The sequence below is a fragment of the Nostoc parmelioides FACHB-3921 genome (assembly GCF_014696625.1).
Taxonomy (GTDB): Bacteria; Cyanobacteriota; Cyanobacteriia; order Cyanobacteriales; family Nostocaceae; genus Trichormus; species Trichormus parmelioides.
The window spans coordinates 1-23079 of the sequence record NZ_JACJQL010000058.1; the positions used below are offsets into that span (position 1 = coordinate 1).

Annotated in this window: 15 protein-coding genes, 1 tRNA gene and 1 pseudogene; 12 read left to right on the forward strand and 5 right to left on the reverse strand. The window is 41.9% G+C overall.

Going from position 1 to position 23079, the window contains the following annotated elements; translation table 11 throughout:
• Positions 1–103 precede the first annotated feature (103 nt).
• Positions 104–424 (forward strand): annotated as a pseudogene (locus H6G14_RS25595) (two-partner secretion domain-containing protein); the annotation flags it as partial.
• 425 nt (positions 425–849) lie between these two features.
• Here the strand turns inward: H6G14_RS25595 and H6G14_RS25600 are convergent.
• The gene (locus H6G14_RS25600; protein ID WP_190570835.1) at positions 850–2085 is read right to left on the reverse strand and encodes an LL-diaminopimelate aminotransferase; all 1236 of its coding nucleotides are present in this window, start codon (positions 2083–2085) and stop codon (positions 850–852) included.
• A 93-nt stretch (positions 2086–2178) separates the two neighbouring features.
• Between H6G14_RS25600 and H6G14_RS25605 the strand changes: the two genes are divergently transcribed.
• Together H6G14_RS25605 and H6G14_RS25610 are read left to right on the forward strand one after the other, a co-directional pair.
• The gene (locus H6G14_RS25605) at positions 2179–2775 is read left to right on the forward strand and encodes a Uma2 family endonuclease (protein WP_190570837.1); all 597 of its coding nucleotides are present in this window, start codon (positions 2179–2181) and stop codon (positions 2773–2775) included.
• A gap of 74 nt (positions 2776–2849) precedes the next feature.
• On the forward strand, positions 2850–3560 hold the full coding sequence (locus tag H6G14_RS25610) for a TIGR04283 family arsenosugar biosynthesis glycosyltransferase (RefSeq protein ID WP_190570838.1): 711 nt from the start codon (positions 2850–2852) through the stop codon (positions 3558–3560).
• 148 nt (positions 3561–3708) lie between these two features.
• On the opposite strand, the gene pbpC is transcribed toward H6G14_RS25610, so the two are convergent.
• Positions 3709–6009 carry a penicillin-binding protein 1C gene (gene pbpC, locus H6G14_RS25615; protein ID WP_190570840.1) on the reverse strand — a complete coding sequence of 767 codons (2301 nt, stop codon included), beginning with the start codon at positions 6007–6009 and terminating at the stop codon, positions 3709–3711.
• Between the two features lie 346 nt (positions 6010–6355).
• On the opposite strand from pbpC, the gene H6G14_RS25620 reads away from it, so the two are divergent.
• Entirely contained in the window at positions 6356–12076 is a 5721-nt protein-coding gene (locus tag H6G14_RS25620) for an alpha-2-macroglobulin family protein (protein WP_190570842.1), read from the forward strand.
• 28 nt (positions 12077–12104) lie between these two features.
• On the opposite strand, the gene pyrE is transcribed toward H6G14_RS25620, so the two are convergent.
• Positions 12105–12725, reverse strand: a complete 621-nt coding sequence (pyrE, locus tag H6G14_RS25625) for an orotate phosphoribosyltransferase (RefSeq protein ID WP_190570844.1) — start codon at positions 12723–12725, stop codon at positions 12105–12107.
• Positions 12726–12826: 101 nt separating this feature from the next.
• Here pyrE and H6G14_RS25630 point away from each other — a divergent pair, with 101 nt between their 5' ends.
• The gene (locus tag H6G14_RS25630) at positions 12827–13261 is read left to right on the forward strand and encodes a hypothetical protein (RefSeq protein ID WP_190570846.1); all 435 of its coding nucleotides are present in this window, start codon (positions 12827–12829) and stop codon (positions 13259–13261) included.
• A 72-nt stretch (positions 13262–13333) separates the two neighbouring features.
• Here H6G14_RS25630 and H6G14_RS25635 read toward each other — a convergent pair.
• Positions 13334–13406 (reverse strand) — tRNA-Ile (locus H6G14_RS25635).
• Positions 13407–13610: 204 nt separating this feature from the next.
• Here H6G14_RS25635 and H6G14_RS25640 point away from each other — a divergent pair.
• Entirely contained in the window at positions 13611–14312 is a 702-nt protein-coding gene (locus H6G14_RS25640) for a hypothetical protein (protein ID WP_190570848.1), read from the forward strand.
• Between the two features lie 175 nt (positions 14313–14487).
• The gene (locus tag H6G14_RS25645) at positions 14488–15831 is read left to right on the forward strand and encodes a CNNM domain-containing protein (RefSeq protein WP_190570850.1); all 1344 of its coding nucleotides are present in this window, start codon (positions 14488–14490) and stop codon (positions 15829–15831) included.
• 177 nt (positions 15832–16008) lie between these two features.
• On the opposite strand, the gene queC is transcribed toward H6G14_RS25645, so the two are convergent.
• On the reverse strand, positions 16009–16683 hold the full coding sequence (queC, locus tag H6G14_RS25650; RefSeq protein WP_190570852.1) for a 7-cyano-7-deazaguanine synthase QueC: 675 nt from the start codon (positions 16681–16683) through the stop codon (positions 16009–16011).
• A gap of 719 nt (positions 16684–17402) precedes the next feature.
• Here queC and H6G14_RS25655 point away from each other — a divergent pair.
• The 5 genes from H6G14_RS25655 (at position 17403) to H6G14_RS25675 (ending at position 23056) form a co-directional block, all read left to right on the forward strand.
• Positions 17403–18479 (forward strand): Gfo/Idh/MocA family oxidoreductase, encoded by a 1077-nt coding sequence (locus H6G14_RS25655; protein ID WP_190570855.1) that lies wholly within the window; start codon positions 17403–17405, stop codon positions 18477–18479.
• 433 nt (positions 18480–18912) lie between these two features.
• Entirely contained in the window at positions 18913–19530 is a 618-nt protein-coding gene (locus H6G14_RS25660) for a DedA family protein (protein WP_190570856.1), read from the forward strand.
• A gap of 222 nt (positions 19531–19752) precedes the next feature.
• Positions 19753–20901, forward strand: coding sequence for a filament morphology actin-like protein FcmB (fcmB, locus tag H6G14_RS25665; RefSeq protein ID WP_190570858.1), 1149 nt, complete (start codon positions 19753–19755; stop codon positions 20899–20901).
• A 5-nt stretch (positions 20902–20906) separates the two neighbouring features.
• Positions 20907–21395: a filament morphology membrane protein FcmC gene (gene fcmC / locus H6G14_RS25670; protein WP_190570860.1), complete on the forward strand. Its 489-nt coding sequence runs from the start codon at positions 20907–20909 to the stop codon at positions 21393–21395.
• A gap of 224 nt (positions 21396–21619) precedes the next feature.
• Positions 21620–23056: a phosphoglucomutase/phosphomannomutase family protein gene (locus H6G14_RS25675; protein ID WP_190570863.1), complete on the forward strand. Its 1437-nt coding sequence runs from the start codon at positions 21620–21622 to the stop codon at positions 23054–23056.
• Positions 23057–23079: the final 23 nt, after the last annotated feature.

Below are 23079 nucleotides of genomic sequence, written 5' to 3' on the forward strand. Positions count from 1 at the left end.
CCTCTGGGTATGATTCTATTCTTTTTAAGGGGCTTGTCATTATTAATACTCGCTTTTCTAGCTCCTCTGTTTATTTTCCTATAAAATTTATTTTAAAGATAGGTCTATTGTGAATCCAATTAATAATAATATTATTGAGATTCTCAACGGCAGACAAGAAGGTAGTAATTTATTTCATAGCTTCCGTGATTTCTCTGTACCTCAAGGTATGGAGGCGCGGTTTGATTTAAACAACACATCAAATATTACAACTATATTTAGTCGGGTGACTGGCGGGAATGTGTCTAATATTGATGGCACCATTAGCATAGTCGGTAATCCATCTGCCAGTTTATTCTTACTCAATCCAGCAGGGATTATCTTTGGACAAAATGCCCAGTTGCAGATTGGCGGTTCATTTGTCGGCACGACGGCAAATAGTATTTAGGACTTACGCACTGAACCAAAAAACCCTTCTGAGGGTTGTCAATAGTCAATAGTCCACAGTCCAAAAACCTTGATTTTGACTATTGACTATGGACGATTGACAAAAAAGCCAGAAAATTAGTCACACTGCGTAAGTCCTAATCTATTGCTAAAAGTGAACTTTAGCGGTCTTTCATCACTCTAGACAGATAAAAATAGTACCAATTTGAAACAAGAGTGTGGCAGTCCTTAATTTTAAAATTTGGCGTTGCTGATTGATGGGATGATTTTTATCTCACGCATTCGCCCTTGGCGTTCCCGAAGGGTAGGCGCAAAGGCGCAAAGAATCGACTTTCAGCTTTTTCGAGAAGTCTAAATTCATCCCGCAAATATCCAACGCCTAAAATTTTAATAGCTGGGTGGGAATTACCCAGCTCTATATTCTTAGAGTTTAAATTTCTCAGTAATTCGCTGCATCGCTTCTTCCACATTCTCTCGACTGTTAAATGCAGAAATGCGGAAGTAGCCTTCACCAGCTGCACCGAAACCAGAACCAGGGGTTCCGACTACGTTGACGCTTTGCAATAGCTTATCGAAGAAGTCCCAACTAGAAAGACCATTGGGTGTTTTTACCCAAACGTAAGGTGCATTGACACCGCCATATACTGATAAGCCGGCGGCTGTAAGTTTTTCGCGGATGATTTTGGCATTATCTAAGTAGAAGCTAACCAGTGCTTTCACTTGCGCTTGTCCTGCTTCTGAGTAGACAGCTTCAGCTCCCCGTTGCACAATGTAAGATACACCATTGAATTTGGTGGACTGGCGGCGATTCCACAGTTTCCACAGTTCCACGTCGGAACCATCGGCGGCTTTGGCTTTCAAGGTTTTGGGTACGACGGTTAAGGCGCAACGAGTACCTGTAAAACCTGCATTCTTAGAGAAGGAACGAAACTCAATCGCTACTTCTCTGGCTCCTTCAATTTCGTAGATAGAATGGGGTAGGGATGGGTCGGTAATATAGGATTCGTAGGCAGCATCAAAGAAGATAATTGAGTTATGTGCTTTGGCATAGTCTACCCACGCTTGGAGATGTTCTTTGGTGGCGGTTGCACCTGTGGGATTGTTGGGGAAGCAGAGATAAATTAAGTCTACTTTCTGGGAAGGAATTTCTGCGGTGAAGTTATTTTCTGCGGTGACAGGTAAATAAACCAGACCCTCAAATTCGCCTTTCTCATTAGCAGTACCAGTGTGTCCCGCCATGACATTGGTGTCTACATATACGGGATAAACTGGGTCGGTAACAGCAATAATGTTATTATCGCCAAAAATATCGAGAATGTTGCCTGTATCACACTTAGAGCCGTCGGAAATGAAGATTTCGGAAGCGTCTACATCTGCACCCCGTGCTTGAAAATCTTGGGCGGCAATTTTCTCCCGTAACCAAGCATAACCTTGTTCTGGGCCGTAACCTTTAAAAGAAGAGCGATCGCCCATTTCTTCCACTGCTTGAATCATCGCAGCCCGGCAAGCTTCTGGCAATGGTTCGGTGACATCACCAATACCTAAGCGAATAATCTTAGCATCAGGGTTGGCTTCGGCAAAGGCATTTACCCGCCGCGCAATTTCGGGAAATAGGTAGCCTGCTTTCAGTTTGAGGTAGTTGTCGTTAATAGTTGCCATAGTAGAGATGAAAAAATTGCTTAGATAGAATAGCTTACATTTCCAGAGTAGAATTAGTAAATGTAAGATTATTCTTGTTAAGGCAGTCTTGTTATGAGCATCCCACTTATAGACCAGCCCACAGAAGAAAAATTAGTAACACTCAAGGATGTTTCTTGGGAGCAATTCAAAGGTATCGAGGGACATCTTCAAGACAACCATAATGTCAAATTAACTTATTTGTCAGGAGTGTTAGAAATCATGTCTCCCATAGGTGATAAACATGAAAAAGTGAAAAGTAACTTTGGGTTACTGCTAGAAACTTACATGAGAGAGATGGGTATCCGGTTTTACCGACGTGGTGGATTCACTCTGGAAGAATCGGGATATGCTTCTGGGACACCAGATGAATCTTACAACATCGGCACAGAAAAAGCAGTCCCTGATATTGTGATGGAGATTATTGTTACTAGTGGCACTATTAACAGAAAAGAGTTATACAAGCCCAAAAAAGTGCCAGAAGTTTGGTTGTGGAAATCTAATTCCATAAACATATTTCGTCTTCAAGACAATGGTGATTATGAAGAAGTAAATAGAAGTGGTTTCTTGCCAAATTTAGACCCGGCTTTGTTATTACATTATATTTCTATGCCTGATCAATATGATGCGGTCGCTGAATTTCAACAAGTTATTCGCAATCAAAAAAGTTGACGGTCTCTAATTTTTGATATGAGACAAAACTATTTATATTGTGGACAATACGCTATTATTTATTTGGTTAAAATTTGAAAAATATTAAAATTTCTATTATTATTCCGACATTGAATGAAGCGGGTAATATTCAACAAGCTATTGCCACTACTCAACCTAACGTAAATATAGAAGTCATTGTTGTTGATGGCGGCTCACAAGATGATACAGTGGCGATCGCTCAATCTTTAGGTGTAAAAGTTATCTCCTCATCTCCTGGGCGGGCTGTGCAAATGAACACAGGTGCGGCGCTGGCTACTGGCGAAATTTTGTTGTTTCTCCATGCAGATACGCGTTTACCTGTTGGTTTTGATGAAATGATTCGCGCAGCCTTACGACAGCCTGGAGTAGTAGCGGGCGCGTTTGCTTTGCGGATAGATGCAGACTTGGCAGGTTTGCGCTGGGTAGAAAAAGGGGTATACTGGCGATCGCATTTTTTCCAAATGCCCTATGGAGATCAGGCAATTTTTATGACAAAGGCTTTATTTCAGGAAGTTGGATGTTTTCCTGAATTGCCAATAATGGAAGACTTTGAACTCATGCGACGTTTAAAGCGTGCCGGGAAAATTACTATTTTGAGTGTAGCAGCAATAACCTCTGCTCGGAGATGGTTACAGAGGGGAGTTTTCCAAACTACGCTGATTAATCAAGTCGTGATTATCGCTTATTTACTTGGTGTAGCACCAGCACAACTACGTAACTTGTATCGTCAGGGGAAATTTTTCAGAATAGGGGGTAGGCTTTAGGAATTTCTTTCACAGTTAAGAATTACGGCGTTGCATAAATGCGGGATGAATTGGGACTTTTGTACAAAGCAGAATATTGATTCTTTGCGTCTTTGCGCCTACCCTTCGGGAACGCCAAGGGCGAATGCGTGAGACAAAAATCATCCCACTAATCAGCAACGCCAGAATTACCAATCGAGAAACCCCTACGTGTGGGCTTAATACTTGCCCGTTTTACCTGAAATTTTACCTTATCGCTCATTTCACCGCTTCTCGCCTCTAAAGTCCAGTTACCAGGACGCAGCGACCAAAATAAAGAATTAGCTGATTGGGTATTCAGCTTTTCACCGTTGAGCCACCATTCTATAGGTGTAGACTTATTTCCTACTAACTTGAATTCTAATTTTTGTTGTGCTGCTTCACCTGGATACACTAAAAATAAATCGCCTTCATGGGGAGATAAAATTCTTAGGCTGCTGGTGGTAAACTGCGATCGCTGTTGCTTGGCTAACCACTCGTTATATTCTGGTGGTAAAGTAAACTGAGTGTCTTGTTCGTAGCTAGTTTTATCTTCGGGATAAAAATATTCTTGCACTATTGAGGTACAGTCTGGCGTGGGTCGTAACCCGGAAACTGGACAGATTGGTAGTTGCAATAGACCTGCTGGAGTGGGAAAACTGGCTGGTTCTTGATGTTCATGCAGATGTAGCATAATCCGATTCCACAAGGGGGCTGCACCTGTGACACCGGAAACTTGGCGCATGGGTTCACCATTGAAGTTACCTACCCAGGTAGCGACGGTGTAATCAGTGGTAAAGCCGACTGTCCAAGTGTCACGGTAGTTGGAAGATGTACCAGTTTTCACAGCCACAGGGAAGGGTAAGTTTAATACTGAATCTACACCGAAAGCTGTAGCACGAGCATGGGTGTCACTGAGGATATTGGTGATTAATTGCCAGATGGTGGGGTTTGGGGGTTGGGTATGGGGGACTGGGGACTGGGGAAGGGTGGTGATTAAGGGGGTGGGTTGTCCTTGTCTTGCTATCGTTAGGTAGGCTTGGGCTAGTTCCCAGAGGCTGACTTCACCACTACCAAGGGTTAAACCTAAACCATAGTATTCTGGGGTTTGCTTCAGATGGACAAATCCCAGTTGATGCAGACGTTCTAGGAAAGTTGGTACACCCACTTTTTCCAACACACGCACTGCTGGTACATTGAGAGAATTGGCTAAAGCGATGCGTACCCGCACTGGCCCAAGAAAGTTTTCGGTATAATCCGTTGGGCTGTAGAGTTGTGCGCCGGGGATGGCGTAATGAGTCGGCACATCTGCCAAAATAGTATTTGGGCGAATTAACCGCTTTTCTAAGGCTAATTCATAGACAAAAGGCTTCAGAGTAGAACCTGGTTGACGTAGTGCTTGCACTCCGTCGTTGCGTCCCAGTTGGGCTTGATTAAAGTAATCCGGTGAACCGACGTAAGCTAAAACCTCCCCACTGTGGTTGTCAATTACTAGTGCGGCTGCATCATGAACGTTATTGGCGGAAAGAGTAGAAATTATCTGCTGTACTTGTGCTTCGACGAATTGCTGCAAAGGACGATTGATAGTTGTGTGGATAACTGATTGATTTGTGTCAGCAGGACTAGGGGAAATTTGATTGGCTAACCAAAATAAAAAATGTGGTGCGGCGATAATTCCTCGTTGGTTGGACTGAAACACAACTTTTTCTGAGGATGTACGATAGGCTATGTCTTTGCTCACATAGCCTTCCTGTAGCATACGATTGAGGACATATTTTTGTCGTTGCTTCAGTCGTTCCCAATGTTCATAAGGGTTAAAGTAGGTGGGATTATTGGGAATAGCGGCTAACAAACTAGCTTGGGCAAGATTTAATTCACTGGCTGGTATGGAAAAATAAGTCCGGGCTGCTGCTTCTACACCATATATATTCCCTCCCATTGGCAAGCGATTGATATATGCAGAGAGAATCTCATCTTTATTCATCCCAGCTGCTAACCGCCACGCTAACCAAATCTCCTGCATTTTCCCTAACAGGTTGCGGGGGACTGGTTCTAACATCCGCGCTAACTGCATGGTAATTGTGGAAGCACCGGAAACAATTTTTTTGGCGTGGATAGCTTCTTTGATGGCGCGGACAATTGCTTGCAAATCCAAAGCCCCATGATGATAAAAACTGCCATCTTCGGCAGCTAAAATCGCTTGGATAAACTGGGGAGAAATCTGATTTAAGGGTACTACTGATGTATGCTCTTGGTCACGGGTGAGTATCGTTCCTAATGGTAGCCCATTGCGATCGCTAAATTGCATTGCTAGTTGATTCTGGGCAATATCTACAGCATGAATCGGCGCAAAATGAGGTAATAAGCGGATTAATAGGCATATTAGCAGCACAGCTATCATCACCTTACTACTGTGCCGCATTCTGGTAAGCGATAGAGATATGAATTGCATCAGGGAGTACCCTGTTTAAGAGACTTGACTTTAATTTTGCCGTGGCGATGATATCTACAACAGTGAATATGTCAATTCCTTAATAATCAGTTAAAAAATAATTCATAGTTAAGAATTGTAGTTGTTTTTTGGAATTACTGCTTTTGATTGGTTATCTATGTAAATAAATTTTGATTTTTAAATGCGAAGGAGTGCGGTGAACCAGCGTTGTAGGAGGGTTTCCCTCCGTAGACGACTGGTGAACCCGTTGGCGCAGCCTCTCGTAGAGAAGGGGGGTTGGCGCGGAGTTTAACAGAGATGGGATGAGACTAGTTGCTGTAATTTTTAATCTTAAATTTATAAAAATATGATTATTAGAGTCTGTATACGGTGTTTTATTGTTCTAACGTTGGTGTTAGGAATAGGGGGATGTAATTTTTTTGGTATCAACTCAGGTAGGGAACCATTACCAGCAGTTTCCCCACTCACACCGCCAAAATTACCGGACTGGATTGAACAAATTAGTCCCATTGGAGAAGCCCAACCTCTGAACCAAATCCGTATTCGTTTTAAAGAGGCTTTAATACCAGTTGAAAATCTAGACAGTCCAGAACAACAGCAGTTATTACAAAAGTTTTCCCTTTGGCCGCCATTACAGGGACAATTTCGCTTTTTAACACCGCGCATGGTAGGTTTCCAAGCGGATAAAGCATTGCCAATAGCCACAAGATTACAAGTTACTCTCAAAGCAGGTTTAGCAGATTTAAAAAATCATCGTTTAAACAAAGATTTATCCTGGACTTTTAATACTCAATCTATCGATTTAACGAATTTACCTGGTGTGAATCCAATGGAGAAAGCTGATGCTGAACCCATTGATTTACAGCCAAAGTTACAATTTACATCTAATGTAGAACTAGATTTAGCTTCTTTACAAGAACATTTACAGCTAATCCCAGAAGGTAAAAAGGAGGGTTTGCGTTTCCAAGTAACTTTAAACAAGGAAGAAAAAACTCTAAATAATGAAGAACCTCTCAAGAAATTTGACCCTTCAGCACGTAATTGGATTTATAATCTTAGACCTCAAAAAAATCTGGAAAAAGCCACCAGTTATCGTTTAGTATTTTCTCCAGGAATACGTCCTGCCTATGGCAACCTAGCTACAGAAAAAGAATTTGCTAGTAAGTTATCTACTTATTCACCTTTGGCGTTTAAAAAAATTAACTTTTATGGACAACCAGACGCTGGGGGAACTTATGGAAGATTTATTAAAGGTAGTCCGCAGCTAGAATTTAATAATATTTTAGTAGCCGATTCAGCTAAAGCCAATATTAAAATTAACCCAGCATCAAAAGATATTTCTAGGCTATTGCAAGTTAATGATGAAGATAGAATTATCGGGATTAATCCTTATGCCTTAGAACCAGCTAAGACTTATACAATTACTATCGGCGAAAATCTCAAAGATAAGTTTGGACAAACTTTAGATAAACCTGTCTCACTTAAATATGATACTGGGGATTTAGCCGGGGATATCTGGGTTCCCTCAGATTTGAATATTTTCCCCGCAGGTCAAGATTTACGGTTAAATATTAGTACTGTAAATTTACCAGAATCTAAATATAAGGCGGCTTATCGAGTAGTTAAACCAACAGATTTAGTTTATTTTAACTATGGTAATGACTTATTACCAAAACCTGCTGAATGGCAAAGCTTCCAGGTATCAGGTAAGAAAAATCAGTCAGTTGATGTAACTGTTCCTCTACGAGAAAAAATCAACGCTAAGACGGGAATGTTAGCTTATGGAGTCCAAGCCCGTACTAATAAATATCAGGAAAATGGTAAGGAGTTGTGGCGAGAACCTACGACCTATGGTTTGGTGGAATTGACAAATTTGGGTGTATTCAGTCAATGGTTTCCTGAATCGGGATTAATTCGGGTGAATCATTTAACCGATGGTGCGCCAGTAAAAGCGGCTGTTATAGAAATTTATCAATCAAAATTACAAGTAAAATCTCGTCCTGAACCTGTACCTTGTGCGACAGGGAAAACTGATGAAAATGGAACTTTTAGAATTAATCGTGCAGAATTACAGCAATGTACTGCTGGTAGCCAAAATTATATTAAATCACCAGAATTATTAGTAATTGCCCGCGAAAATGAAGATTGGGCATTTACTAGGACGGAAGAATATAGCGGTGTTTATGGATATGGTATTGATGCAGGTTGGCAAGGGAATAAACCAGAATCAAGGGGAGTAATTTTTTCAGACAGACAGTTGTATCAACCAGGAGAAAAAGCTTGGTTTACTGGTTTTGCTGATTACTTACAAAATGGTGCAATCCAACAAGATAAAAATGCTGACTACCAAATAACGTTGGTAAATCCTGATGGGAAAAAGACCAGTTTAGGGACACAAACTACAAATGAGTTTGGGACGTTTTCCTTAGAAATGCCCATCAATAAAACTCAAAGCTTAGGCTACTACACAATTCAAGCTAAAGGTAAGAATAATCTGGAAATTTCTGGAGAATTTCGGGTGGCTGAGTTCAAACCCCCTAATTTTAAGGTTGAAGTCAAATTAGATAAAGAATTTGCTTACATTGGCGATGATGTTGATATTAACGCTTCAAGTAACTATTTATTCGGTGCGCCTGTAGAAGGTGGAGAGGCGAAATATTTTATCACTCGTCAGCAAGCTAATTTTATCCCTAAAGGTTGGGAAGAATTTACTTTTGGTCGCCAATGGTTTTGGCCGGAAGAAGCCCCCACTATATCTAGTGATGTATTGCAAAGTAATTCTCAGTTAGATGCTAATGGTAAAAGTAGCCAAATGGTAAATGTTGCTAAAGATTTACCGTATCCCATGACTTATAGAGTAGATGTACAAGTTGCTGATGTCTCCAATCTTTCTGTAGCCAATTCCCAAAGTTTTACAGCCTTACCAAGTAATCGTTTAATTGGCTTAAAAAGTAATTTTATTGCTGATGCAGGCAAAGCGTTTCCTATTGAAGTGATTGTTACTGACCCTACAGGAAAACCAATCGCAGATCAACGAGTCCGGCTGGAATTGCAACAGATAAAATACAGCAGCATCACTCAATTGGTAGAAGGTAGCCAAACACCAAAAAATCAAATTGAATATAAAACAGTTGCCCAAACAGAGATTACATCTACTAGTAATCCGCAATCAGTGAATTTGACACCAACTGAATCTGGTGCATATCGAATTAGAGTTAATTTTAGTGATGCCAAAAATGAATTAAGTGCCACAGATTCACAAATTTGGGTGACTGGGGGAAACGCAGTCTTTTGGGGTACGCGGGATAAAGATGTTTTAGAAGTTAAGTTAGATAAAAAAGAGTATAAAGCTGGTGAAACTGCTACAGCTTTAATTCAATCTCCCTATGCAGATGCAGAATTATACTTTGCGGTGATTAAAGATAAACCCATTTATCAACAAATTACCAAAGTACAGGGTAGCGCACCACAAATTCAGTTTCAGGTTACGCCAGAAATGCTACCAAATGCAGCCGTTGAAGCTGTGTTAGTTAGACAGGGTAAACCTATTAACCAAGTGGAAGTAGGAAGTTTAGATAACTTGGTAAAAATTGGCTTTACTCCTTTTAAAGTTAACTTGGAAGATAAGTATTTAAAACTGCAAGTTAAGCCGGTCCAAACATCACTAGAACCCGGTGCAGAAGAAACAATCCAACTGGAACTGAAGGACAATCAAGGTAATCCCACCAAAGGACAGTTGACAGTCATGGTGGTAAATGAGGCGGTACTGCAACTTTCTGGTTATCGTCCGCCGAATTTAGTAGATACAGTTTATGCAGAACAGCCAATATCTACCCGCTTCACCGATAACCGTCCAGATGTCATATTACAACCGCAAGATATCGCAAAACCCAAAGGCTGGGGTTACGGCGGTGGTTTCTCCACAGGCGCAGCCAATACACGCACCCGCACCGACTTTCAACCCATCGCTTACTATAACGGTTCTGTATTGACCGATGCTAATGGGAATGCACAGATAACCTTCAAATTACCGGATGATTTGACTACCTGGCGTGTGATGGCTGTGGCTACAGATGGAAACCTGCGTTTTGGCAATGGGGACGCGACGTTTATCACCACCAAACCACTACTAACTAATGCCATTTTGCCACAATTTGTCCGTCCAGGCGATCGCATCCTCGCTGGTTTATCTGTAACTAATAACACCGGAAATCGAGGGAATCTCTCAATTAACGGTGAACTTAGCGGGACTGTGAAGTTTAACAGCAAAAATCCTACAACTACTACTTTGCAAACCCAAGCTGAATCTGTAACTCAAGCCTATCGCTTCCCAATGGTGGCGGATAGTGTGGGAATTGGTAAAGTGCGCTTCACCACTCAACTAAATGGTACAGCCGATGCTTTTGAATTACCTTTGCAAGTCAAGCCATTGGAAATTACTGAACAAGTGGTTGAGACTGGTGTCAGCCAAAAACAAATCAAGATTCCCTTAAATGTTGATAAAAATACCTTTCCCGAAGCCGGCGGTTTAGATATTCAATTGGCGAGTACTTTGATTCCCGAAATTAAAGCACCAGCAAAACAAGTATTAACAGATAATGATTTGCCATTCACAGAACCATCTGCGAGTCAATTAATCATTGCGACAAATTTACAAACTCTTACCCAAAAATATGCTCAAACATTTGCTGAATTTAATTCTAGCCAACAGGCAAATTTAGCAGTTGAAAAATTGCAAAAACTACAAATCTCCGATGGTGGTTTTGCGGCTTTCCCTGGACAAGAAAAATCAGACCCTTGGGTTTCTGCTTATACTGCTGAATCTTTAGTAAAAGCCAGTCAAGCCTTCCCCAATTTAGTTGATACGGGAATGCTATCTCGCCTCAAAACCTATTTGCAAAAAGTTCTTGCCAACCCAGGAGAATATGATTTTTGCAAACAGCAACTATGTAAAAGGCAACTACAACTTAATGCTTTAATAGCATTATCAGAACTGGGAGATAAACGCAACACATTTCTGACAGATATTTATGAACAACGTAACAAATTTGATTTAGTAACTCAAATTAAACTAGCGCGATACTTATCTCAATTCCCCGAATGGCAAGATGAATCTCAGCAATTGGTAAACAAGCTGCAACAAAACATATATGAAACCGGACGTACAGCAGTTATTAGCTTACCACCTAGTTGGGGATGGATGAGTTCACCAACAGCAGCACAAGCCCAAGCTTTACGCTTATTTATCGCCAAACAAAGCCAACCAAAACTAATAGATAAATTACTCCAAAGTCTGCTTGCACTACGCCGGGATGGTACATGGCAAACTGACTATAACAATGCCCAAGCACTAACAGCATTAGTAGAATATAGTCAACTACAACCCACGCCACCTAATTTTGTCGCCACAGTGCAGTTGGCTGGGAAGAAGTTAGGAGAAAATCGCTTTGCAGGCTATGAAAATCCCAGCCTCCAGTTAAGTGTACCGATGAATCAATTACCCCGTGGCCGTCATGATTTAACCCTGCAAAAATCAGGTAATGGGACTCTACACTACTTGGTTGCTTATAATTATCGCTTGCAAGGAAATCAACCAGGACGCTTTAACGGATTACGCATAACACGAGAAATAAGTCAAGTAAATGCAGAGAAAATTTTAAGAAAAACAGGTATTTACGCCCTCGATCAACCCTTGACTTTAGCCCCCGGACAAGTGTTTGATATTGGTTTAGAAATCATCGCCGATCGCCCCGTAGATCATCTGGTAATTAAAGACCCCTTACCAGCAGCTTTAGAAGCCGTTGATGCAAGTTTCCAAACCACCACCACCGCATTACAAGCAAAAGCCGATAGTTGGGAACTTGGTTTTAGGAATATCTATAGCGATCGCATTATCGCCTATGCCGACCACCTAGAACCAGGAGTTTACAGCCTCCATTATTTGGTACGTTCTGTTACCCCTGGAACTTTTTCCTGGCCTGGTGCGGAAGTTCACCTGCAATATGCACCAGAAGAATTTGGACGGACTGCGGAAATGAAACTAATAGTGGAGGAGACAGGAAAGTAAATCAGGCGTGTCACTCATCCATACTCCACTAATTACCTAGTTCCTGATACCTCTGCTGAAGATCAATAATTGTAAACACTGCCTCAAACTTCAAACCAACCGACTGATAAAATTCAGCCCCCCCTTGCTGTCTATCCACTAATGAAATGACCTCATCAACAACGTAACCAGCCGCCCTCAGTCGGTCGACAGCTTTCATAGCAGATTGTCCAGTCGTCACCACATCTTCCAAAACCACCACCTTTGCACCCTCTGGTAAATTGGGGCCTTCAATATAAGCCTTAGTTCCATGACCTTTAGCTTCTTTGCGAATAATCAAAGCTGGTATCGGTCGATTTTCATAAGCAGAAACCACACTCACAGCTGTCACAATTGGATCAGCCCCCAGTGTTAAACCAGCTACCGCTTGAGTATCTGAAGGTAACAGTGATAAAAGAATGCGACCGATTGCCAAAGCACCTTGGGGGTGCAATGTCACCTGTTTGCCATTTATATAGTAAGAACTGGGTTGTCCAGAAGAGAGAACGAAATCACCCTCTTGATAAGCGAGTTGACAAAGTAAATCCAGCAGTTTTTGGCGCAGAGTAGATACATCAGCAGTGGCTGCCCAAATATCTGACTGGGTAAGGCTTTCAGTAGAATACGTCATTACAAAACAGTAAAAGTTGTGCTACACCAAAGGTTGAACTCATGGGAGTTCTGAAATTAAGCATAAATGAAGATTTGCCCAAAAATTGAGGAGTAAAAAAGATGGGTATAAAATTTAGACCCCTCAGTGGTTTTTTAGTGCTATTATCTACGGCTATAGCTTTTCCTGCTGTGGCGACTGCCGAAACAGCAGCCCCCAACTATGAAAGCACAAATGATGTGTTTGAGCGAGCTTATTTTCGTCACGATCGCAACTTTTACGAAAATCTTACCCCCAAACGCCAGTTAGACGCATTTTTTGGTTCTGGTTCTGGTTTTCGCAATTCCTTCCCAGAAAATGAAATCGCCCGCGATGCCGAATTAGTTAACACACTCTACCGAGATGCCCTTGTTCAACAATCAATGAATGATCCCTATCTGCGGACACCAGATTTACCAAATCCCTACGGTACATCGTTACTCATGTCACCGCAAATGAACGCCAACAAGTTGAGGATGGGGACAGAATTCCGGTTTGAAACGGCACTACCCCGATAGTTCAACAAAATTCATAACTGATAGTTAAAAGTCAAGCCCCTATTGACTTTTGACTATTGACTTTTGACAAAATCCAGGGTGCAGGAGTTGAACCTGCCTTGGGCGAATTATGAGTTCGCTGCCTCAACCGCTCGGCCAACCCTGGTTAAGTTCCAATTGTATCCTACAGTGTGAAGCTTGTGTACCTTCTAAGATAATTTATTAGATTTTTATACTACATAATTTAATTATGGAACAGTGGGGACTATCATTAATTGAGTTATGTTAAGCATTGAGCTATACAGCTTCAACACTCTTAACATAGACCAGCTAATATAGACCAGCATTCTTCTGCAATCGCTTGTCAGCAATGAGAATAAATTCTACTGTACTTCTTACTTTGATTTTGTTATTCCTAATGTTAGGAGCAGGCTCTGTGAGCGCATTTTTGGGATTTGATTTGGGAAGTTCCGCCCTCAAAGGCGTGACAACCCCAGATGGCCGCCCCACCAGCAAGTTTGCGAGTAGTAAAGCAAATAACTCCCAAGCAGGCGCTACAACCTTCTTAAAAGAAGAAGATATATTAAAAATTGTTAAGTCCCGTATCGAAGGCAAATCTAAAGTTGCTAAATCCGAAAAACTAGATGAAGACGAAGAGGATATCAACGGCAAGAAGCAGAAGCCAGAAGAAAAACCCCCGGAAGTCGTAACGGAAAAACTCCAACCAGGTTTTCCCGTTAGTGCCGAAAATCAAGGCGTATCTTTATCGGTACAATCTGCCCGTTACTCTGGTGGTGATCTACTGCTAAAAGTGAAAATGCAGAACAAAGGCGCTGATTCTATCCGCTTTTTGTATAGCTTTTTGGATGTCACCGACGACAAAGGTAGAACTCTCAGCGCTAGTACAGAAGGTTTGCCAGCAGATTTACCTGCTAACGGCCCCGCGTTTACTGGTACAATCAGCATCCCTACAGCTTTACTTGATGATGTTAAAAAAGTATCTCTTGCGCTTACAGATTATCCCGATCAAAAACTGAAGCTAGAAGTCACAAATATTCCTGTAGATAAGTAGGGAATAGGGGCTAGGAAGTAGGGGAAGCAGAGGAAGCAAGGAAAGCAGGGGAAGCAGGGGATAAATTCCATCCCCAGTACCCAATCCCTAATCCCCAGTCCCCAATCCCCAGTCCCCAGTCCCCAACCCCCAATACCCAACCCCCAGCATCATAAATTTTGTAAAAACTTTGGCGGTGAATGAATTTTCTAATTTGAGTTTGACAGATGTGGGGCTGCGGTTGCTATCAGTACTGCTGCTGATTGTAATTAATGCTTTTTTTGTCACAGCCGAGTTTTCCATCGTAACTGTTAGGCGATCGCGCATTCATCAATTAGTTCAATCTGGGGATATTCAGGCGATCGCCGTGGAGTCACTCCAGCGCAACATTGATCGAGTACTATCAACAACCCAATTGGGCATCACCCTCTCTAGTTTAGCCGTGGGTTGGATTGGTGAAAGTTCCATTGCTGTAGTCATGCGCTGGTGGATAAAATCCTGGCCATTACCCGCCAATGTGAATAATTTTGTCGCTCATTCTCTGTCAATTCCCATCGCCTTTTTCTTGATCGCCTATCTCCAAATCGTTTTAGGTGAACTGTGTCCCAAATCAGTCGCCATGCTGTACTCAGAACAGCTATCGCGCTTTTTGGGGCCGGCGGTAAAAGCGATCGTACGTTTTTTCCGTCCCTTTATCTGGATTCTAAACCAATCTACCAGTTACCTACTGCGACTATTTGGCGTTGAATATACAGGCCAAAGCTGGCGACCACCAGTAACACCAGAAGAATTACAGTTAATTATCTCTACAGAAAGAGAATCCACTGGTTTACAAACGGCAGAAAGAGAACTGCTGAATAACATCTTTGAGTTTGGTGATGTCACAGCACAAGATGTGATGATTCCTCGCAATGGCATTATCGCCCTATCCAAAGATGCTAGCTTCCAAAGCCTACTCCAACAAATGACAGCTAGCGGACACTCACGTTACCCAGTGATTGGCGAATCTTTAGATGATATTCGCGGGATTGTTTATTTTAGAGATTTAGCCAACCCCCTAGCAGTAGGCAAGTTATCTCTAGAAACACAAATTCAACCTTGGATGCGTCCAGCGCGGTTTGTACCGGAACATACCCCCCTTAGTGAACTATTACCTATGATGCAGCAAGAAAAGCCAGCAATGGTCATAGTAGTGGATGAATTTGGCGGTACTGTGGGTCTAGTAACGATTCAAGATGTCATTGCGGAAATTATCGGCAACGCTGGGGAAACCTCAAGCAGTGAAGACTTGCTGATTCAAATGTTAGACCAGGCAACATTTTTAGTTCAAGCCCAGGTTAACTTAGAAGACCTGAACGAAGTCTTACACCTGAATTTACCCTTAACAAAACAATATCAAACCCTAGCTGGCTTCTTGCTGTATCAATTACAAAAAATGCCGATAAAAGGTGAGATTTTTTGCTATGACAACATCGAATTTACAATAGTCTCCGTTGACGGGCCGAGGCTGCATCAGATTCAACTGCGGCGCTTGGGTTAGAGATCAAGGACTTTTTATAGCTGGGGATTGGGGACTGGGTGAAAAGTCTTGTTGTGTCTAGGTTGTATAATCTATTGATGTCCTAACACTACTGGCGACAGCTATATAAGCTAGTCCCGATAAAACAGGTTTCACAGCCATTCCCTACACCCTTATACCCTTAAACCCCTATACCCCTTAAGCATAAGGAAGCGGATCTTCTAACCCCAATTCTGCAAAAGCTGCTAGGCGTAAGCGGCAAGAATCACATACACCACAAGCAACATCACCACCGGCATAACATGACCAAGTTAAGTTCCAGGGAACACCCAATTGGTTACCTAGTTGAATGATTTCGGTTTTTTTCAAATTAATTAAGGGGGCAACAATTTCAATTGGTTGACCCTCCCGTCCTTGTTTGGTTCCCAAGCGGAAAACTTCCTGCATTGCCTCGATATAATCAGGACGACAGTCAGGATATCCTGAATAATCTAAGGCATTGACTCCAATGTAAACTCTTTCTGCGGCGATCGCTTCAGCATAAGCCAAAGCAAAACTTAAAAAAATTGTATTTCGCGCTGGTACGTAAGTAACAGGAATATTTTGTGACATTGCATCCAGAGAGCGTTCTTGCGGTAAATCGATGTTGTCATCGGTTAGTGCTGAACCACCCCAAAGCCGGAGATCAAAATTGACAACTTGATGTTGTACTATTTCTGCGGTCTGCGCCACCAAAAAAGCTGAGTGCAGTTCTCGGCGATGTCGCTGCTGATAATCAAAAGAAATAGAATAACATTCACAACCATCGGCTTTTGCTTGGTACAAAATTGTGGAAGAGTCTAATCCCCCAGATAATAAAATGACAGCTTTCATTTAAGTTCCAAATTTTGGATAGTTAATTACTCGATCACCATGCTAGTAGTTCACCAACCCAAAATCCCTAGCTGAGATTGTCTTAACTCCTAACTTTCCCAGGACTTAAGCAACTGGCACAATAGTAAGGTGCGTCAGATGTGGAAAATTCCTGAATTTGTACGAACTTATTGGGTCTGACGCACCCTAAAGTTAGTTGGATTATGAAACTTGCGTAAGCTCTATCTCCATTTCCCTATTTCCATAAAAATAGAAAACAAAATCTGCAAATAATGACAATTACTATGCAAAAATTATCTGAGTAAATTTGTTCAGACAATTTTTCATAAATATTTTTTTATTTGTTCATCTCCGTGTATTATTTATATTAATTAGTGATTTTACTAACAATAAAATTATTGATTACTCATCTAGCTACTTGATTACCTAAAAAGATGTAGATAATAACTACTTAGATTATACATGGGTGATTATGCGTAAATAAAAATACATAAAATGTGTTTTTAAAAGCACACGAAAGCCAGAAATCTATAAATGTCTCGACAAAAGACATCTAGATTATGGGAACTGATTACAAACTTTGAAATTCTTCATAAACAAGGCCTCTATGTTACCATCTGGATGGTTTTAGACGGATCATAACTGGCTGTACTAGCTGTTTAGTATAAAAGCCAACAGCCGTAGCGTCTCTAAGTTTGGTGGTTGAGGAGAGAACAATAGTGCAAAATAGCATGTCAGTGGCAGAACCAAATTCACATACACAGCGTAACCAGCCACGACCGATTCGCGTAGGCGTAATCGGCGTAGGTAACATGGGACAACATCACACCCGTGTACTCAGTTCAATGAAAGATGTTGAACTAGTCGGTGTTTCCGACATCAACGTCGAACGAGGCCTAGAAACCGCTAGTAAATACAAGGTGCGGTTTTTTGAAGACTACTGTGACCTGCTTCCCCATGTAGAAGCCGTGTGCATAGCTGTTCCCACTCGCTTACACTATGCTGTAGGCATCAATTGTTTGTTAGCGGGAATTCACGTTTTAATTGAAAAGCCGATCGCTGCTAGTATTTCTGAAGCAGAATCCCTTGTTAACGCTGCCGCCGAGTCTCAATGTATCCTCCAAGTTGGGCATATTGAGCGCTTCAACCCAGCTTTTAGAGAACTGAGCAAAGTGATGAAAACTGAAGAAGTTCTCGCGCTAGAAGCTCACCGTATGAGTCCTTACTCAGACCGCGCCAATGATGTTTCAGTAGTGCTGGATTTAATGATCCATGACATTGATTTACTGCTAGAACTGGCTGCCTCACCAGTAACAAAACTAACTGCCAGTGGAACTCGCGCCTTAGACTCTGGTTATTTGGATTATGTGACTGCAACTCTAGGGTTTGCTAATGGGATCGTGGCAACTCTAACTGCTAGCAAAGTGACTCACAGAAAAATCCGTCGCATAGTTGCCCATTGTAAAAACTCTTTCACTGAAGCAGACTTTCTCAAAAACGAAATTTTGATACATCGTCAAACTTCCGCTAGCTCAGTCAATGACCATCGCCATTACAGGCAAGATGGTTTAATCGAGAAAGTTTATACCACTAACATTCAACCCTTGAGCGCAGAACTTGAGCATTTTGTCAACTGCGTACACGGTGGAAATCAGCCTTCTGTGGGAGGTGAACAAGCTCTTAAAGCTCTCAGATTAGCAAGTTTAATTGAGCAAATGGCTTTAGAAGAACGGGTGTGGAACCCGTTAGACTGGCAATCAGAATCAAGAGTACAATCACTGACTCAAAGCGTATAGATGAGGCGAGGGAGCAGAGGCGAATACTTAGTTTAGGTCTTCCCTCTCTGCTTTTTAGCTTGACCAGACTCCTTCAATTGTCGATAGCACAAGAATATATTTAAATGTATTTTCACGTGCATAATAAGCCTAGACAATAAAATCATGCTGTTGCCACAGCTAAAAAAATTAAAACTTCAATGGTTAGACTGTTAGGATGGTTGGCTCGTAGTTATAATCCTTGAGCAAAAATCATGGCAGAAATCACAAATCAATAATCCTACATATTGACCAAGTAACTGTTAACTGTTTTCACCGATGCGGAAAACCTAAACTCATCAGTACATGGTTACTCCCCAGACCTTTATTTGTTGCCTCAAGAAACGAAAATTATTAAGTTTTACTAACACTAGAGTTAAACTTAGCAACGAAAACTGTACAACCATCCTAAAAAATGTCATCCGACTGGATCAAAAATATTATTGAATCCCTTGGTTATTGGGGAATTGGTATTTTAATGTTTGTGGAGAATCTGTTTCCGCCGATTCCTTCAGAATTAATCATGCCATTGGCAGGTTACACAGCCAACTTGCCAGGTTCAAGGTTGAACATCGTAGGTGTGTTTATTGCTGGACTTTTAGGTTCCACAATTGGCGCACTTATCTGGTATTATCCAGGGAAGTTTTTAGGTGAAAGGCGTTTACGAGATTTAGCAGATAAATATGGCAAGTGGATTAGTGTATCTAGCAAAGATATCACCAAAGCAAAACACTGGTTTGACTCCCAAGGTAACAAGGCTGTTTTAATTGGTCGTCTGATTCCGGGAGTTCGGACTTTAATTTCCGTACCAGCAGGCATTAGCAATATGCCCTTGCTACCTTTCTTATTTTATACAACTTTAGGTAGCGCCGCCTGGGTTGGTTTGTTAACATACTCAGGGTATCTTTTAGGTAGTCAGTATGAACTTGTGGATAAGTACCTTGCCCCTGTATCCAAAATCGTACTAGGGGCTTTAGTTCTGGTGTTTGTAGTCTGGGTACTCAAACGTAAGCGTAGAAACACCAGAATTTGAAGCAAAGTTCTTTTTTGTTTACAACTGGGGGTTACATCTGGTAAAAATTCGCCTACACTATGCCAAATAATGCTGAAGAAAGCGATCGCCTAAATTTTACTAAAATTTTAAAATTTGGCGTATTCATAGCTACACTTGACGAAACTCAGAAATTCTGGTATCCCCCATGTTTGTACGACGGGCATGATAACTTTTTACAGGTAAGTAAGCACGAGGAATTTTATGACAGACCAACCTTCCGCCGCTACTCCAATGAATGCTGCTGCCATCCCTTTAAACAGAGTGTCAGCATCTACCCCAATCAATGCCGCTCCGGCCAACAAACCAAATAATGGTTCGAGCAAATCAATTCTCAGCGTTGACTTAGGCAGAACTTCCACAAAAACCTGTGTCAGCCGCGAACCCAATAACGTTGTGTTCGTACCCGCCAATGTTAAGCAAATGTCCATAGAGCAAGTACGTGGGGGCGTTTTTGAAGCCCGTGCTACCGACCCATTAATGGACTTGTGGTTGGAATATCAAGGCAAAGGTTATGCCGTTGGTCAATTAGCAGCAGACTTTGGGGCTAATTTGGGAGTCGGTCAATCTAAAGTAGAGGATGCACTAATTAAAGTACTGGCAAGTGCCGGCTACTTCAAACTCAAAGATGACATTTCTGTTGTACTTGGTCTACCTTTTCTCTCATTGGAGCAATTTGAACGAGAAAAAGCACAATTAACCAGCCAAGTTACCGGGCCTCACGTTCTCAATTTTCGAGGTGAATCCGTATCTTTGAACATCACCAAGGTTTGGGTAATGCCAGAAGGCTATGGTAGTCTTCTCTGGTCGGAGGCTCAACCCAAAAAAGGTGGTGCTAGCCCCGATTTTACAAAAATCTCCACAGCAATTGTTGATATTGGGCATCAAACCATCGATTTATTGATGGTGGATAATTTCCGCTTTGCACGCGGTGCTTCTAAAAGTGAAGATTTTGGCATGAACAAGTTCTATGAACTAGTAGCTGCTGAAATTGATGGTGCAGATAGTCAATCTTTAGCTTTAATCTCTGCTGTCAACAAACCCAAAGGTGAACGCTTTTATCGTCCTAAAGGCGCTAGTAAACCAACCAACCTAGATGATTTTCTGCCCAACCTGATAGAGCAATTTTCACGAGAAATTTGCAGTCGTGTGTTGGCTTGGTTGCCAGAACGAGTCACCGATGTGATTATCACTGGCGGTGGTGGCGAATTTTTCTGGGAAGATGTACAACGTCTACTTAAAGATGCCCAGATTAACGCCCACTTAGCTGCTCCTTCTAGACAAGCGAACGCCTTGGGGCAGTATATTTATGGAGAGGCCCAATTATCCTCCAATCGTGCTGCTAGGGCTTAAAACGAATGTTCCAATGGTCAAAAAAAGTAGTTAAATCGGTTACGTTCAACCCAGAGGTCGCTGATGAAAGCTTGTTGGCGGTTGTAGAAAACTATCTAGAAAAACAACCAGAAAAGACCTTTAGCGACCTCTGCAAAGAAGCTTTATGGCAAGCTCTATGCGTACCGGAATCTGTAAAACCAGCTCTCAGAACAACTACAGCAGAGCCGGTTGAACAAAAAATCGATGAACTGCAACGTCAACTAGCTGACCTTGAGGAACGTTTTTTTGCCAAGGAATCTAATCGCTTGGAATCACTTGAGCGCCAGATTTTGCAGTTGACGCAACAACTGGCGCATCTTGCAATTATGGTGACAGAGCGACCTGTGGTTTACTCACCACCCCAGTCAGTACCAGCCGTAGATGTAGTGAACCCTGCTAATTATACTGTTGAGCCAACAGAAGAAGTTGACCCCGTTATTAGTCGCTTAAGTCAATATCTAGATGATTTTTAACGGGAAACCATAATTGTTAGCCATTGATAAACTACGGCTATCAGTCCTTAATAGTATTCCATTAAGGATTATTAATATTTATTAACAAATAAAAGACGTCACACTGCAACGTCAGTGCATACATATGTACTCCTCCGCAATTGCTTCCTGGATTCTGCCTTTTTTGTTACTTGGGTGACTGTACAAATGCTAGAATCCTCAGGTGTATCAGGGAGGATAATCTAATGCCAGTTATAGCTAGCTCTATCAAATTTGGTACAGACGGGTGGCGGGGTGTGATTGGTGATGAGTTCACTTTTGAACGCCTAGCTTTAGTCGCGCCAGTTGCCGCAAAAGTATTATATGATACTTATTGCTCGACGGTGGGTAGCCGAACAATTATTGTCGGTTACGATCGCCGATTTATGGCAGAAGATTTTGCCCGTGCTGTCGCTGATGCGGTCACTGCTGTCGGATTTGACGTTTTGCTCAGTGAAGGCTATGCACCAACCCCTGCATTTAGTTGGGCTGCAAAAGAACTCAATGCTTTGGGGGCGCTAGTTATTACAGCTAGTCATAATCCAGGGGCTTATTTAGGATTAAAAGTTAAAGGTTATTTTGGTGGTTCGGTATCGCCAGAAGTTACAAAAGATATAGAAGCATTATTATCAACAGGAGTACCACTCGCCGCTACTCCTGGTAAGTTAGAAAAATTTGACCCTTGGCCTAGTTATACTCAGGGTTTAGAAGGCAAAGTTGATATTGCTAAAATTCGCAAAGCGATCGCCTCTGGTGAACTTACCCTATTTGCTGATGTGATGCACGGCGCAGCAGCAACAGGGTTGGGGCGATTATTAGGCGAACGGGTACAGGAAATAAATAGCGATCGCGATCCTTTATTTGGTGGTGGCGCGCCGGAACCCTTGCCCAAATACCTTTCTATGTTATTTGAGACTATCCGCAAGCACCGAGAAACCAATCCATCTAGTTTATCTGTAGGATTAGTATTTGATGGTGACTGCGATCGCATCGCTGCTGTAGATGGAAACGCTAACTTTTTAAGTTCCCAAATTTTAATCCCCATCTTAATTGACCACTTGACTCAAAGACGCAACTTTACAGGGGAAATTGTCAAAACTGTCAGTGGTTCTGATTTAATTCCTAAGGTAGCAGCCTTACATAACTTATCAATATTTGAAACAGCCGTTGGTTATAAATACATAGCTGACAGAATGTTAGCCGCGCCAGTGCTGTTAGGTGGTGAAGAATCGGGGGGAATTGGTTACGGTAGCCACATACCAGAACGGGACGCTTTACTATCAGCATTGTATGTCTTAGAGGCGATCGTTGAATCTGGGTTAGATTTAGGCGATTATTACCGTCAATTGCAAGAACAAACAGGCTTTTCTTCTGCGTACGATCGCATCGATTTACCCCTAGCTAGCATGGACGTAAGAGCGCGTCTTTTACAACAACTACAAAGTCAGCCCCTAACTGAAATTGCAGGTAAAGCAGTAATTGACTGCAACACCACCGACGGCTACAAATTCCGCCTAGCAGATAATAGCTGGTTAATGATTCGCTTTAGTGGGACAGAACCAGTATTACGCCTTTACTGCGAAGCCTCTACCCTGGAACAAGTCCATCAAACTCTTGCTTGGGCAAAACACTGGGCAGAGTAAAATTTAGTTAATAGTCAATAGTT